Source organism: Thermanaerothrix daxensis, from assembly GCF_001306145.1.
GTDB lineage: Bacteria > Chloroflexota > Anaerolineae > Anaerolineales > Anaerolineaceae > Thermanaerothrix > Thermanaerothrix daxensis.
On the sequence record NZ_LGKO01000002.1, the window covers coordinates 793,362 to 807,186 of the forward strand.

Here is a 13,825-nt window from a genome sequence, read left to right on the forward strand (position 1 = left end):
ACTCCAAGCCAGCAAGATTGTTACAATTTTACCATAATGTCTGAGATGTGGTTCGGACTCTACGTCGCGCAGTTGTACTTAATTCTTGTACGTGTTGGCGAGTTACATTGAAGAGGCATTTGAGAAAAAAGAGGGGCTGAAGATCTCAGCCCCTCGGGTAATGTGGCATTGTCTGGGTTTACGGCGTGGTCTTGATCTTGCCAGCGATGATGTCCGCCTTTACCTGATCCAATTCCGCTTTCAATTGGTCAGAGATCACGCCAGCAGGGAAGTCGGCGATCCCAACGCCCTCATTCTCCAGCGTACCCACGTAAACGCCACCTTTGAAGGTCCCATTGAGAACCTGCTCAATGGCAGCAAAGACGGCGTTGTCCATGCGCTTCATGATTGAGGTGAGGATGATGGGGGTGTACTGGGACGCGCTGATAGTCCAGTCGGTGTCCACACCGATGATCCAGGCCTTGCCGCGTTCCTGCACAGCGGCTGCTGTTCCAAGCCCAACCGGACCGGCGACTGGCAGAATGATATCAGCGCCTTCGTCCATCAAAGTCAAGCCCATCTGGCGACCATCATCTGTGCTTTCGAAGTTGCCAGTGAAGAGGCCAGTTTGCTTTTCCGGATCCCAGCCCAACACCTCCACATTGGTGCCGTGCTTCTCGTTGTAGTAGCGCACACCCAGGGCGAAGCCGTCCATGAAAACGGTGACTGGCGGGATCTGAATGCCGCCAAAGGTGCCCACTTTGCCGGTCTTGGTCACACCCGCGGCTGCGTAGCCAGCCAGGAAGGCGGCCTGATCGGTTGCGAAAGTCAGACCCAATACGTTATTCAATGGCGGGTCGTAGGCAAAGTCCACAATAGCGAATTTCTGATCCGGGTTCTTTTCCGCCGCGGCTTTGGTGGCATCACCGAGCAGGAAGCCTACGGTGACGATGAGATCGCATTTTTCCTCGATGAAAGCGTTAATGTTTTTCTCGTAGTCGGTCTGTTGCTGCGACTCGAGATATTTCCCCTCAACACCCAGTTTGGCAATGGCGTCTTCCACGCCTTTCCAGGCGGTGGCGTTGAAGGATTTGTCGTCAATCCCACCGACGTCTGTCACCTGGCAGATTTTCGCCTTCTTGGTTTCGGCGGGGGTGGGGGTGGCAGCAGGCTGGCAGGCTGCCAATACCAGTGCCAGCACAATCAGTGCAGAAAAAACAAGGTACAACTTCTTTTGCATTTGGATTTCTCCTCCTTACCAAATTGGGGATTTTGTATTTTGGGGAGACAGGTAGACAACCTTTTTCTCCCCAGGGGCTGCTTCTAGTATATGCTTGAATACAAAAGGTTGCAAGTGATTGATGTCACAGATTTCACCTTACCTATTGGGGGAGTTAGTGAGGGTAGTGTCCGTACTCTAGTGCGGCTTTCACCATGGCCAGGATGTTATGGGGAGGCACCTCGTTGGTGATGGAGTGTACTGCGGCTAAGAGGTAGCCGCCATCCTCACCCAGGATTTCAATGACGCGTTTGACCTCTTGACGCACGTCTTCAGGGGTGCCAGCAGATAGCACCCCTTGAGTATCAATGCCGCCGCAGAAAATCAGTTTCTTCCCATAGCGACGCTTGATTTCGTTCAGATTGCCCATCTGCCCAGCGCTGGTCTGGATGGGGTTAAGGATATCTACACCAATTTCGACAAAATCATCCAGAAAGGCGCTAACATCGCCGTCTGAATGGAAGAGGATTTTAGCCGGACTGTTCGCCTTGACAAAAGCAATGATTTCGGCGTGAATGGGTTTGAGGATACGACGATATAAGCGCGGGGAGATTAGAGGGCCGTTTTGTGCACCCAGATCGTCACCGAGGATCAGAATGTCCACGTGGTCGCCTAGCGCTTTGAGGAAATATCCCAGGTGAGTCAAGCAAAGGGTCTTGATCTTTTCTAGAAGGGCTTGAGCGAAATCCAGATTCTCAATCAAGTGAACCAAGAAGGTTTCCATGCCCTGCAATTGACAAGCCCGTTCAAGGGGGGCGATCAGCCAGGGAGCGGCTACAATCGCGTAGCGATTTTCATTGGCCAGGGTTGCTGCCTGCTGGGCTATGTGTGCATAGCGCGTTGGGTCATCCATATCCGGCCAGCAGGGATAATTTGTGATTTCTTCCAGCGTGTGAGCCTGAGCCAGGGGGTGAATGCTTGGGTAGTAGAAATCGGGAGCAATTTCAGTTTGCCCCACTCCCCAATCATCCCAGTAGGGGGTGCCTGGCGGGCGGGTTCGATTGTGATGATAAGTTGCGGCAGGGAAACGATCATGAACGCCTCTCACGTCACTGTGTAGGTGTTCCAGCACTACGTCCTCGATAAGGGGTGCCCCCAACTCGGGCCAATCATATAAATACCTTTCAACTTTGGGCGCCAAACCCAGGTAAGCCTTAAGATTGAGATAGGCATGCTTCAAGATGCCCGTTGTAAGATCTGCACCGATGAAAATGGGCACCCGATCAGGTCGCTCATGGGCCAGAACGGCCAGCACGCGTTCACGTGGTGTCATGGGCATAGGGCTATCTCCCAGTGTTTGGGGGTCAGTCGGCGGGAGCCGGTTGAGGGCGGTGGGCTTTGGCCTCGCCTCGGCGTACGCCCAGCATCATTATCAAAGCGGCCAGCATGAAGAAGGGAGCCACGATCATGATGAGAGCGTAGTTCTCGCCGCTAAGTTGAATAATCCAGCCGTTGAGATTGGGTCCCACAATTGCTGCCAGGGTGGAGAACAGGTAATAAAGGCCGGTGTAGGTACCAATATGCAGGTCGTCCGTCATGTCAACTACCATGGGCAGCGAGTTGATGTTGATCAAAGCCCAGGCGATTCCGGCAACCATCAGTGACACACCTGCTATGGGTACCACACCTAGCACTGGCAGACGAAACAGAGTTGTGGTTAGGATGGGAGCGGGAGTGAAGTAGAGCACCAACATCACGGCGGTGAGCAGGAGGATACCGCTGAGAATGGTTCGACGTCGGCCCAGACGGCTACCTAAAAATCCGGCTGGCAGGGCAAAGAGCACAAAGAAGAGTGAGAGTTGCCCAAGCAGGCGGGCGCCATCTGCTTCGGAGATGTGCAAGTGGTTAACGGCATAGAGGGTGAAGAAGGCTTCAATAGCGTTGTAAGCCACGAACCAGAAAAAGATCGCCAGCAGAATGCGTAAGGCGCTCTTTTCTCGGGCGGTGACAACCTGGCGTAAACTTTGCCATAGACTGGGTGGGGTTTCGTCGGTGATTTCGTATTCTTGGGGCTCCCGAATGAAGGCAAAGACCATTAAAGCGGCTAAAATCACCAGCGCAGAGCCCAGCCAGAATGGGTAGGCCGGATTCATCTCATAGAGGGAAGCGCCGATGAAGAAGGCAATGATGGCACCCACACCCCCCATGAAATTAATGATGCCATTGGCCTGGGAGCGGTAACGGGATGGGGTAATATCGGGCATTAGCGCCACTACTGGGGTGCGCCAGAAAGCCATGCTCAGAATGAGGGTAATGGTGCAAGCCATGAAAAAGGGCAGGAAGGTTTGCAGAGGGATCAGGCCAAAGGCTAGTGCTGAGATCGGGGCGCCTGCAAGAATGAAGGGCAGACGCCGTCCGATGGGAGTGCGTAAACGATCTGACCAAGCGCCAACTGGGGGCTGGATGAATAGCGCTGCCAGGTTGTCCAGTGTCATGAAGAAACCAATGATCCCGGGCGGAATATCAAAGCGATTGCGCAGAAAGATGGGCACGTAGGCGTTGTAAACGCTCCAAATCACACTGACGCCAAAGAATCCAAAACCCAGCAAAAAGATTTTTCCAATGGAGAAGCGTGATTTCATGGGAGATGATCCTTTCGTTTAGTCTGAGTTTTTAGGGTGATCGGATGTATCAGGGGTTGAAAGGGCGTTTTGTTGTTTGAGCCGCTCCAAAAATTTCCGGTCGGCTTCAGTGAGGTTGGCCCTAGCGAGCAGGTCAGGGCGGCGCTGCCAGGTGCGCAAGAGAGCCTGCTCGCGCCGCCAGCGAGCAATGGCGGCATGATTGCCCGAGAGCAAGATTTCGGGCACGCGCCATCCACGGAACTCCGCCGGTCGAGTGTATTGAGGGTATTCCAGCAAACCGCTGGCGAATGAATCATCAATGGCCCCATCCGGGTCACCCAGCACCCCTGGGATCAGACGACTAACGCTGTCAATAATGATCAGAGCCGGTAATTCGCCCCCGGTCAGGACATAATCGCCGATGGAGATCTCGTCGGTGACCAGGTGCTCACGCACGCGTTCGTCAATGCCTTCGTAATGTCCACAGAGGAGGGCTAATCGGGATTGTTCGGCCAGTTCACGCGCAATTTCCTGGTTATAGGTGCGCCCTTGAGGGGAAAGCAGGATTAGTGGGCAGGCCGGAGGAATTCCCAGCACAGCTTCCACGGCCCGGAAGATGGGCTCGGGCTTCATGACCATACCGCCTCCACCTCCAAAGGGTGCATCATCAGCAGTACGGTGCTTATCGGTGGTGTAATCGCGAATATTGTGAATATGAACCTCGATCAAGCCGCGCTGAATGGCGCGCTTGAGGATGCTTTCTTCAAGATAGGGCTGGATCAGGGTGGGAAAGAGCGTGAATACATCAAAACGCATAAGTTGATTTTATATCCTGCACAGCAGAAAGAGCAAGCCCGCCGCAGATGGTTTCTCGCTTTGGAAAATCCTTCATCCTTGACGTTAATTTTGGGGCAGGGTAAGATGCAAATATGTATTTACGTGGTAGTCACTTTAATCTAAACCGTCGGCGGCGCCGCTCCAACCCGGTGCGCGTTGTTGTGCTGGTAATGTTGATTGGAGCGGCTCTGTACGTCAACCAGTTTGTGGTGCCCCAGACGCCTCCTCTCTTTGTGCCTACACCTACACCAACGCGTGCGCCCGAATCTTATGCGATTGAGGCAGAACAACTTGCCAACCAGGGGAAATTCTTACAGGCTATCCAGGTTTACCGTGAAGCCCTCCTAGTAGATCCCAAGAATCCTTCCTATCATTTGGCGCTGGCCCGCCTGTATCTTTACACAAAGCAGTATCAGCAAGCCCTGGAGAGTGCAGGCAATGCATTGCTCCAGAATCCTAATAACGCACAGGCGCTGGCGCTACGGGGGTATGCCTTGGGATTGATGGGAGATTATTTGCAAGCCGAGGCGGTTCTCAACCAGGCCATTGAACTGGATCCTAACAACCCGGTGCCTTACGCCTACCTGGCTGAAGTGTTGGGCTTAAAGGTACAGAGTGGGGAGGGGGATCTTGTTACCTTAAATCGCGCCATTGATCTTTCGCGCAAAGCCCAGAGTCTGGGCCCCGATCTTTTGGAAACCCATCGTGCACGGGGGTTGGTGCTGGAACTCACCGCCAATTACGCCGATGCAGTGCGTGAATTTGAAGCCGCAATTGCCCAAAACAAGTACATCCCCGACCTTTATCTGGCGTTGGGGCGTAATTACCGTGCGATTCCAGATTATCCCAAAGCCATTCAGGCATTTGGAAATGCGATTCCACTGGCCCCGACTGATCCTTTGCCTTATATGTATCTCTCCAAGACCTACCTGGCTACGGGCGAATTGACCCGGGCATTACAATATGCGCAACAGGCACTGAGCCATGCCCCAACGGATCCTTTCCTTTACGGCAATTTGGGAGTGATTTACTACCGCACTCGGGACTACGTACGTGCCATCCAGTATTTGCGTATCGCAGTGAGGGGCGGGACCAGTGAAGACGGGCAACCGGTCCAGGGCCTGGCACTAGATTATTATCCCATTTCCGAGTATTATTACACGTATGGTTTGGCACTGGCTCGCACAGGGGAGTGCGATGAGGCAGTCCAAATTGCCCGTGCCCTTTTGCAAGGTGTGAGTAACGAGGATGTTTCGGTGAGCAATGCTCAGGAGATTCTGAATATTTGTGGTAGCCAGGCGGCAGGCACCCTGCCTGCGACCCAGCCTTCGGCTACTCCTTGAACATGAGATTGCATTATGGTGCTTAAAATCGAGGAGAGAAAGCCGCTGTTTCGGCGGCATCGTGCGCGCAGCAATCCTTACCGAGTTGTGGTGCTGGTTTTTCTAATTCTGGGGGGGATGTTCCTGTTGCGTGCCTATGATGCCCGCGCCATTCAACCTTTATTTTTGCCAACTCCCACACCCACCCGCGCAGCGAATTCGTATGCCTTAGAGGCAGAAACCCAATTTTACGCCGGTAATCTAGGGGCTGCCATTGAGGCTTATCAAAAGGCCGTTCAGATTGACCCTCAGAATGCGCGGCTGTATGCTGAATTGGCGCGGGTGCAAACTTACTCTTCCAGCCTGCTGACGACAGACGCCGAGCGGAAGCAACGCCTTGGGGAAGCCTTGCAGAATGCTAACCAGGCGGCTGAATTAAATCCTGATGACACGCTGGTTCATGCAATTCGTGCATTTGCGTTGGATTGGAATGCTAACCCGGTCCTAGCGGGAGAAGAGGCCCCGCGTTTGCTGGTCGAAGCCGAACAGGCCGCCTTACGCGCCCTGCAATTGGACAGCCAGAACGCACTGGCTTTGGCTTATTATGCAGAGATCCTGGTGGACCAACAAAAGTGGGGTCAGGCCGAGGAATATATCCAGATTGCTTTGCAGCGGGATTCTTCGCTGATGGACGTGCATCGCGTGAGCGCTTATGTGCAGGAATCCCTGAGAAATTATGAGGGGGCGATTCAGGAGTACCTGCAGGCCATCAAAATTACCCCTAACTTTACGCCGCTTTATATCGCCATTGGGGCTAATTTGCGTCAGTTGAAGCGTTATGACGAGGCCTTGGAATATTTTGCCAAAGCCGTTGAGATCAACCGACGGCTTGGGGTTAAGGATCCCATCCCTTATCTTTCTATTGCCAAGACGTATTCCCAAAAGGGGGAGTTCTTTGCGGCCGCACTCAACGTGCGAGCGGCTTTGGAGATGATCCCGGATAACCCGGATGTCTACGGTCAGTTGGGGATGGTATATTTCAAATCACGCAACTATGAGAGTGCCATTCCGGCTTTGAAGTGCGCCGTGAGGGGGTGTTCTGCCGAGGAATCCTGTGAGGTACGGCGCTGTGATCCAGAGACCGACCGCCCCACGGCCATTCAGGGATTGCCCTTGAGCGACAGCACGGTGGTGTATTACTACACTTATGGGGCCGCTCTGGCAGGTATGCATCGCCCTTCAAACAATTATTGTGCCGAGGCTATGCAGGTGTTGGCGGAAGTGCGCCGTGCGTACGCGCAGGACTCAGTCATCATGGGAATTGTGCAGCCCAGTGAACGCATTTGTGAGTCCTTTGGCTACACCCGGCCTTAGGCTTTTCCCGAATATCAGAGTTTTATAAGAATTTTTCGAAACCTCTTGACTTCTCCCCCAAAGATAGGTATGATACAGGGCGGTTTAGCACTCTGGCTCTTAGAGTGCTAAAATGTCAGATCAAATTACCCAATTCTCGAACGGGAGGTATCTATGGGCGTCAATCTAAAGCCACTTGGTAGCCGTGTTGTGGTCGAACCGATTGAGGAAGAAGAGGTAACCGCAGGGGGTATTGTGCTGCCTGAAACGGCCAAAGAGAAACCGCAGAAAGGGAAGGTTCTCTCCGTGGGGCCCGGTGATCGTGATGAATCGGGCAAGCGCATCCCGTTGGATGTCAGCGTGGGTGACACGGTCTTGTTTGCCAAATATGCTGGCACCGAAGTGAAGGTTGAGGGCAAGAAGCTGCTCATCCTGCGCGAAAGTGATATTCTGGCCATTATCGAGTCTAAATAATCCAATCCCCTTCTGAAAGGAGTGTACTATGGGAGCGAAGCAACTGGTTTTCTCGGATGATGCACGTCGTCGTCTGAAAGCAGGTATTGATATTCTGGCAAATGCAGTGGTTACCACGCTGGGTCCGAAAGGGCGCAACGTGGCGCTGGATCGCAAGTTTGGTGCGCCGACCATTACTCATGACGGCGTGACGGTGGCAAAGGAACTGGAATTGGAAGATCCCTTTGAGAATATGGGTGTGCAGCTGCTGAAAGAAGCAGCGACCAAGACCAACGATATTGCCGGTGATGGTACGACCACTTCTACCCTGTTGGCTCACTCCATTGTGACCGAGGGTCTAAAAGCCTTGGCAGCCGGGGTTAACCCGATGCTACTCAAGCGCGGGATTGAAGCCGCAACCAAGGCCGTATCTGACGAGATTAAGAAACAGGCGATTCCGATCAACTCCAAGGAAGATATTGCTAACGTAGCAACCATCTCTGCTCAGGACCGCACCATCGGTGAATTGATCGCCGAGGTCATGGACAAAGTAGGCAAGGATGGCGTTATTACCGTTGAAGAGTCCAAGGGTCTGGAATTTGAAACCGAGTATGTCGAGGGTATGCAGTTCGACCGCGGCTACATTTCGCCTTATTTCATCACCGATCCGGAGCACATGGAAGCGGTGGTGAACGAGCCTTATATCCTGATCCATGATAAGAAGATCTCTGCCGCGGCGGATATTGTGCCGATCCTGGAAAAACTGGTGCAGATTGGCAAGCGCGATCTGGTCATCATCGCCGAGGACGTGGATGGCGAAGCTCTGGCAACTCTGGTGCTCAACAAACTGCGCGGTATGCTGAACGTCCTGGCGGTTAAGGCGCCCGGCTTTGGTGATCGCCGCAAGGCCATGTTGCAGGATATTGCCATCCTGACGGGTGCAACGGTAATCTCTGAAGAGACCGGCCGCAAGTTGGAGACCGCTACGATTGCCGATCTGGGCCGTGCTGAGAAGGTGGTGGCCGATAAGGACAACACCACGATTGTGGGTGGCAAGGGCGATGAGAAATTGATCAAAGCCCGCATTGAGCAGATCCGGGTGGAGATTGAAAAGACCACAAGCGACTACGACCGCGAGAAGCTCCAGGAGCGCCTGGCGAAGCTTGCTGGTGGTGTGGCCATCATCCGCGTGGGTGCGGCGACCGAAACCGAGTTGAAAGAGAAGAAGCACCGCGTGGAGGACGCTCTCTCGGCGACCCGTGCGGCGGTTGAGGAAGGCATTGTGCCGGGTGGCGGTGTGGCGCTGATCAATGCGATCCCTGCGCTCGATAATGTCAAGATGGAGTATGAGGACGAGCAGATGGGCGTCAACATCGTCCGGAAGGCGCTGGAGATGCCGCTGCGCAAGATCGTCGAGAACGCCGGCAAGGACGGTTCGGTGATCCTCGAAGGCGTCCGCCAGGCTCAGAAAGCGCAGAATAATAAGAACATCGGTTACGATGTCCTGCGCGAGGAATATATTGACATGGTCAAAGGCGGCGTCATTGACCCGGCCAAGGTGACCCGCGGTGCATTGGAGAACGCGGCTTCGATTGCGGGCATGATCCTGACCACCGAAGCGTTGATTACAGATGTACCTGAGAAAGAGAAGCCCGCTACGCCGCCGATGCCGGAGTACTAGACCGACCCGTAGTGCAAGCAAGGCCGTGGCCTCATTGGGGCTACGGCCTTTTTTATCCCACCTCATTTGCGATTATAATCAGAGCGATGTTGCGCCGTTTGCATTATGTGTTAGTTGGGTTAGGACTCCTATGGGGAATGATTGGCTGTCAGAGCAATCGTGTTCCGGCCACATTCCCATTGCCGAATGGAACCCCTTTGCCGACAATGACGTTCACGCCGGCAGCAACGCCAACGGCTACGCCGGAGCCTTTGGCTATTCGGGTCAATGGCCTTGCAATTACGCAGCGGGAGTTTGAAGCCGAACGTGCACGCTTGCGGGCGGCTGCCGAATCCTTGGGGCAAACGTTGGATGCTCGTACCGAACGTGAGCGGCTGGTCAATGAGTTGGTGGATGAGTTGTTGCTGGCTCAAGCTGCTTTTGCGAATGGTTATAAGGAAGATGAGGCGGTTTTGGAGAGCAAGATAAATGAACTTAAAACCAAAATGGGAGGCGAAGCGGGGTGGCAACAGTGGTTGACTCAGAACGGGTATTCAGAGACTGATTTTCGCCAGGCTCTGAAGCGTGCATTGGCTGCTGCCTGGCAACGCGATCGTATCATTGGGGCGGTACCCGAGGCTATGGAGCAGGTGCATGCGCGTCAGATTCTGACTCGTGATCAGGGCACGGCTGAGGCGTACTATCGTCAGTTGCAGGCTGGCACAGATTTTGATACGCTGGCTTTTCAGGTTGATCCCCTTACCGGAGGTGATTTGGGGTGGTTCCCGCGTGGGTACATGACTCGCCCGGACCTGGAAGCAGCAATATTTGCGCTGGAGCCCGGGCAATATACCTCAATCATTCAGACCGATTTGGGCTTTCATATTGTGAAAGTGATTGCTCGTGAAGGTCAGCGTCCTTTGGCGGCGGATGCCCGGCGCGTGCTTCAGCATCAGGCTCTGGAAAAATGGCTGAATGAACAACGTCAAGCCGCCACGATCGAAATTTTGATCCCTTAATATTGGCCCCTGGCTCTTAAGGAGCGTTTGTGTCACCCACACGTACACCTGAAGATCCTGATCTGCTCTGGAATGTATTGACCTTGCTGGTTTGGCTGGGCATTGGGGGGGTGATTCTCCTGGTTGGGGTGATCTATGTCAATCCTAATACGCCAGTAAATCCCTTTCCACCCCATCCCTTACCCACATTGCTCAGCCTGCCTACCCTGGATGGGGAGGGCGGTTTGCCCACCATCTCTCCTACGCAAACGGTCCCAGAAATATCCCCAACTCCTTTACCCAGCACCACTCCAACCCCGGAACCTACGTTCATCCTGGCTACCCCTTTGCCAGAGGCGTTGAACCCAACGGGCACTCCTACACCTCCCTTCTGGTACGCTTTCGGCGTGCAGGGGAAACCTAATGCTGTTTCTGCAGCCCTCTACCATCCAGAACGCACGTGTGATTGGATGGGGGTGGCAGGGCGTGTGTTCGATATTCAAGGAAGACCTGCTATCGGGATACGAGTGTTATTACGAGGTTACCTGGGGGGTAAAAGTGTGAATCTGCTCAGCCTGACCGGAACCGCCAGTTTATATGGGCCTTCGGGGTATGAGTTTACCCTGGCTGATGCGCCCATTGCCTCCCGAGGTACGCTTTATATCCAGTTGTTGGATCAAGCCGATTTACCGCTTTCACCCCAGGTTGCGTTTGATACTTTTGCAGAGTGCGAGAAAAACCTGATCTTGATTGATTTTAAGCAGGTGCGTTGAAACTTGCGAGATTGACTTCCTGGTCGTGAATCCCAAGCGATGCGGAAAGCGAACTACTGGGTAATGCCATCACACCACCGGGAGCAAAATAAGCGAAATCAAAGGATACCGGATCTCCCGCTTTTTTCCCGGGGATCGGCATCAGCCGGGCAGTAAGGGGCTTGCGCAGGCGGGTTGAAAGAAATGCCAGATCAGCCAACAGGCCTGTGAGCTGGTCGGGGGATGTCTCTCCTGGTAAGGGCACGGTATCCAGGCCAGTACCGCAGACAGCCGAAAACAGTAGCAGGTCTTTGATGGTCAGGGTGCCTTCTGCGGCACGCTGGGCCAAGATGGTATCTTCCAGTACCGGCAACATGAGGCCATTGAACCCACTGCGCGGCCAATGTCCGCGGCCCAGGGTTTCGGCCAGGAAAGTAGCGGCGCTTAGCGAGCCCAATGTGCCCAACCGTGAAGCTCCCAGGCATTCCAGGGCTGCGCCGATTGAACATGCGGGGTTGGGGAAAGGTGCAGTGGAGAAATCAAACCCCCAGAAGACGGTTTTTGAGTTGAGAAGGGGTGTGATCACCGAGGTGATCTGGTTGGCAAAGGCTTCCAGGCGCTCCAGGAGGGCCTGACGGATTTCATTCCAGGTTATCACCCCTCCTGAGAATACCTCTAACACAGCATCAGCGCCTTCAATAGCCAATGCCAGGGCGGGGGGATGGCCGGCCAGGTGATGGGCGGCGGGAAAGAAGGGTGCACCTGGGGGGACATTGGCTAAGGCAGCAAACCGCAGGTTGCTAAAACCGTCGCTAGATAGGGAAGCGGCTTGATCAATGATGTGTGCGCAGGCCCGAATGGCGCGAAAAGAAATCCCAGGATCTGGTTCGGCCATTTGAGCAGCAATGAAAGTGCTGGACGTATTGGCCAGGATGGGGATTACTGCGTTATAAGAAGTCGGATGGATCAGGAGCGCCGGACCTACCCCCAGATAGTCAAAACCAGAGGTTAATGCTTGCTCCTCCAGGTCTTTTACGGTACGGACCATCTGGCTTTCCGGAGCCAGATCAAGCCATAGCGGGAAAGGGGTAGTAGCCACCCGACAGGTCTGAACCTCGATCCCGGTATCTTCAAGGGCATGTTTAAGATCTTGGCTCAGACGACTCAGATGGCGCAAGGTTTCGGGAATCTGATGAAATGAGGGATCGAAAAAGCAGGTGATGGCGCGGATCTTCATAGGGTTTGCCTCTGACGGACAACCTCAAAGAGCAGGATGGCTGCGGCGATGGCTGCATTGAGGGACTCGCTCTCTCCTGGCATGGGAATGGTGATCCATTCGTCAGCATAGCGCTGGGCTTCAGGGCTGGGCCCCTCGGCCTCACTACCGACCACCAGCAGGAGAGGCTGACGGAGATTGCACTGCCAATAAGGAGTTCCCCCTTGGGCCTCAGCCAGGAAGATGCGCGCCGGTTCGGGCACACGTTGCCTGGCCAGGGTGGTTATCTCCTCCCAATTAAACTTGTGAATAGGGAGATGGAAATGGGCGCCCATGGCAGCACGGACCACTTTTGGGGCAAATAGGTCCGTTGTGCCTGGGGTGGTGATAACGGCGTGGACTCCAGCGGCCCATGCAGTGCGGAGAAGGGTGCCGGCGTTGCCGGGATCTTTAATCCCGTCTAAAACCAATAGAAAATCCCATTGCTCAGGGAAGGGGAGATGATGCATGGGAAGTACGCACAGAATCCCTTGGGGGGTCTCTGTGCCGGCCAGGGTTTCTATTAACTCCTGAGTGACCATGTGGATAGGGACACCCAAGGTACGAAATTGCTCCACCAGTTGCTGGCCGCGTTCCCCCAGTAGCCCGTGGTAGAGAACATACTGAGGACGCCATCCGGCTTTGAGAACCTCTTCGCATAGTCTAATTCCCTCGGCGACAAATGCCCCTTTCTCTTCACGCTCGCGTCGCCGTTCAATCAGGGCTCGCACTTCACGAAAGCGCGGGTTGTGGCGAGAATGGATAAGTGGCTCATGAGGTGGGCGATTGGGATTTTCGCCAGGTTTCAAAGGTTTCAAGGAAAACCTCAAGCGTCGGGGTATCGTAGAGGGTGATACGTACTAGCGAAAGGGGGGAATTGGGAGATTGGGAAAAGTAATCGGCGATCGTTTGCAAAAAAACCCGTGCTGCGAGGTCTTTAGGCACACCGAAAATCCCGGTTGAGATTGCGGGAAAAGCCAGAGAGCGTATGCCCAGCATTTCGGCCAGTTGCAGGCTTCCGGAGATGGCAGCACTGAGTTTGGACTGCTCATCACCTTCGCCCCAAATGGGGCCGACAGCGTGAATGATGTAGCGAAATGGCAACCGCCCTGCGTGAGTATAAGCGGGCCTGCCGTGGGTGACGGGCCCATGTTGCCGTACCCAGGCATCGCTTTCCTCTTGAATTTGTGGCCCCCCTTTGCGCAGGATGGCTCCTGCCACCCCCGCCCCGTGTTGGAGCATAGCGTTGGCGGCATTGACAATGGCCTCTACATCCTCGGCGGTGATGTCTCCCTGGGCGATTTCCAGGTTTTGCCCCCCTGGAAACTGGTATCTGGCTTTGACTTGCGATGCCATTTCTGCACCTCGCTTTACTG

General features: G+C 54.3%; 13 protein-coding genes. 6 read left to right on the forward strand and 7 right to left on the reverse strand.

All coding sequences use genetic code 11. The features are described from left to right. Nucleotides 1-178: 178 nt before the first annotated feature. The 4 genes from SE15_RS03995 to trmD all read right to left on the reverse strand — a co-directional run bounded on the left by SE15_RS03995 (nt 179) and on the right by trmD (nt 4,635). Nucleotides 179-1,219, reverse strand: coding sequence for a BMP family lipoprotein (locus SE15_RS03995; RefSeq protein ID WP_054520797.1), 1,041 nt, complete (start codon nt 1,217-1,219; stop codon nt 179-181). Between the two features lie 154 nt (nt 1,220-1,373). After that, nucleotides 1,374-2,537, reverse strand: a complete 1,164-nt coding sequence (locus SE15_RS04000; protein ID WP_054520798.1) for a uroporphyrinogen decarboxylase family protein — start codon at nt 2,535-2,537, stop codon at nt 1,374-1,376. 25 nt (nt 2,538-2,562) lie between these two features. Further along, nucleotides 2,563-3,840, reverse strand: a complete 1,278-nt coding sequence (locus SE15_RS04005; protein ID WP_054520799.1) for an SLC45 family MFS transporter — start codon at nt 3,838-3,840, stop codon at nt 2,563-2,565. A gap of 18 nt (nt 3,841-3,858) precedes the next feature. Continuing rightward, a complete protein-coding gene (trmD, locus tag SE15_RS04010; RefSeq protein ID WP_054520800.1) occupies nt 3,859-4,635 on the reverse strand; it encodes a tRNA (guanosine(37)-N1)-methyltransferase TrmD in 777 nt (258 codons plus the stop codon). Between the two features lie 113 nt (nt 4,636-4,748). On the opposite strand from trmD, the gene SE15_RS04015 reads away from it, so the two are divergent. The 6 genes from SE15_RS04015 to SE15_RS04040 all read left to right on the forward strand — a co-directional run bounded on the left by SE15_RS04015 (nt 4,749) and on the right by SE15_RS04040 (nt 11,215). Continuing rightward, on the forward strand, nt 4,749-5,999 hold the full coding sequence (locus tag SE15_RS04015; protein ID WP_054520801.1) for a tetratricopeptide repeat protein: 1,251 nt from the start codon (nt 4,749-4,751) through the stop codon (nt 5,997-5,999). Between the two features lie 15 nt (nt 6,000-6,014). After that, nucleotides 6,015-7,352, forward strand: a complete 1,338-nt coding sequence (locus SE15_RS04020; protein ID WP_054520802.1) for a tetratricopeptide repeat protein — start codon at nt 6,015-6,017, stop codon at nt 7,350-7,352. A gap of 153 nt (nt 7,353-7,505) precedes the next feature. Beyond that, the gene (groES, locus tag SE15_RS04025) at nt 7,506-7,805 is read left to right on the forward strand and encodes a co-chaperone GroES (RefSeq protein WP_054520803.1); all 300 of its coding nucleotides are present in this window, start codon (nt 7,506-7,508) and stop codon (nt 7,803-7,805) included. Nucleotides 7,806-7,833: 28 nt separating this feature from the next. After that, nucleotides 7,834-9,465: a chaperonin GroEL gene (gene groL / locus SE15_RS04030; RefSeq protein WP_054520804.1), complete on the forward strand. Its 1,632-nt coding sequence runs from the start codon at nt 7,834-7,836 to the stop codon at nt 9,463-9,465. Between the two features lie 86 nt (nt 9,466-9,551). Then, nucleotides 9,552-10,463 (forward strand): peptidylprolyl isomerase, encoded by a 912-nt coding sequence (locus tag SE15_RS04035; RefSeq protein WP_054520805.1) that lies wholly within the window; start codon nt 9,552-9,554, stop codon nt 10,461-10,463. A gap of 29 nt (nt 10,464-10,492) precedes the next feature. Continuing rightward, a complete protein-coding gene (locus tag SE15_RS04040) occupies nt 10,493-11,215 on the forward strand; it encodes a hypothetical protein (protein ID WP_054520806.1) in 723 nt (240 codons plus the stop codon). Here the strand turns inward: SE15_RS04040 and SE15_RS04045 are convergent. The 3 genes from SE15_RS04045 to SE15_RS04055 are packed head-to-tail and all read right to left on the reverse strand — an operon-like array spanning nt 11,199 to nt 13,805. Next, nucleotides 11,199-12,431, reverse strand: a complete 1,233-nt coding sequence (locus SE15_RS04045; RefSeq protein ID WP_054520807.1) for a DUF711 family protein — start codon at nt 12,429-12,431, stop codon at nt 11,199-11,201. The two genes, SE15_RS04040 and SE15_RS04045, sit on opposite strands and share 17 nt — an antisense overlap. Further along, nucleotides 12,428-13,267 (reverse strand): TrmH family RNA methyltransferase, encoded by an 840-nt coding sequence (locus SE15_RS04050; protein WP_054520808.1) that lies wholly within the window; start codon nt 13,265-13,267, stop codon nt 12,428-12,430. The genes SE15_RS04045 and SE15_RS04050 overlap by 4 nt, the downstream gene beginning before the upstream one ends. Beyond that, on the reverse strand, nt 13,221-13,805 hold the full coding sequence (locus tag SE15_RS04055) for a macro domain-containing protein (protein WP_054520809.1): 585 nt from the start codon (nt 13,803-13,805) through the stop codon (nt 13,221-13,223). The genes SE15_RS04050 and SE15_RS04055 overlap by 47 nt, the downstream gene beginning before the upstream one ends. Between the last annotated feature and the right edge of the window lie 20 nt (nt 13,806-13,825).

What these genes read in the sequence shown, in the direction of transcription:
- SE15_RS03995 (WP_054520797.1), bottom strand. Translation starts at nt 1,219, where the DNA reads ATGCAAAAGAAGTTGTACCTTGTTTTTTCTGCACTGATTGTGCTGGCA.
- SE15_RS04000 (WP_054520798.1), bottom strand. Translation starts at nt 2,537, where the DNA reads ATGCCCATGACACCACGTGAACGCGTGCTGGCCGTTCTGGCCCATGAG.
- SE15_RS04005 (WP_054520799.1), bottom strand. Translation starts at nt 3,840, where the DNA reads ATGAAATCACGCTTCTCCATTGGAAAAATCTTTTTGCTGGGTTTTGGA.
- trmD (WP_054520800.1), bottom strand. Translation starts at nt 4,635, where the DNA reads ATGCGTTTTGATGTATTCACGCTCTTTCCCACCCTGATCCAGCCCTAT.
- SE15_RS04015 (WP_054520801.1), top strand. Translation starts at nt 4,749, where the DNA reads ATGTATTTACGTGGTAGTCACTTTAATCTAAACCGTCGGCGGCGCCGC.
- SE15_RS04020 (WP_054520802.1), top strand. Translation starts at nt 6,015, where the DNA reads ATGGTGCTTAAAATCGAGGAGAGAAAGCCGCTGTTTCGGCGGCATCGT.
- groES (WP_054520803.1), top strand. Translation starts at nt 7,506, where the DNA reads ATGGGCGTCAATCTAAAGCCACTTGGTAGCCGTGTTGTGGTCGAACCG.
- groL (WP_054520804.1), top strand. Translation starts at nt 7,834, where the DNA reads ATGGGAGCGAAGCAACTGGTTTTCTCGGATGATGCACGTCGTCGTCTG.
- SE15_RS04035 (WP_054520805.1), top strand. Translation starts at nt 9,552, where the DNA reads ATGTTGCGCCGTTTGCATTATGTGTTAGTTGGGTTAGGACTCCTATGG.
- SE15_RS04045 (WP_054520807.1), bottom strand. Translation starts at nt 12,431, where the DNA reads ATGAAGATCCGCGCCATCACCTGCTTTTTCGATCCCTCATTTCATCAG.
- SE15_RS04055 (WP_054520809.1), bottom strand. Translation starts at nt 13,805, where the DNA reads ATGGCATCGCAAGTCAAAGCCAGATACCAGTTTCCAGGGGGGCAAAAC.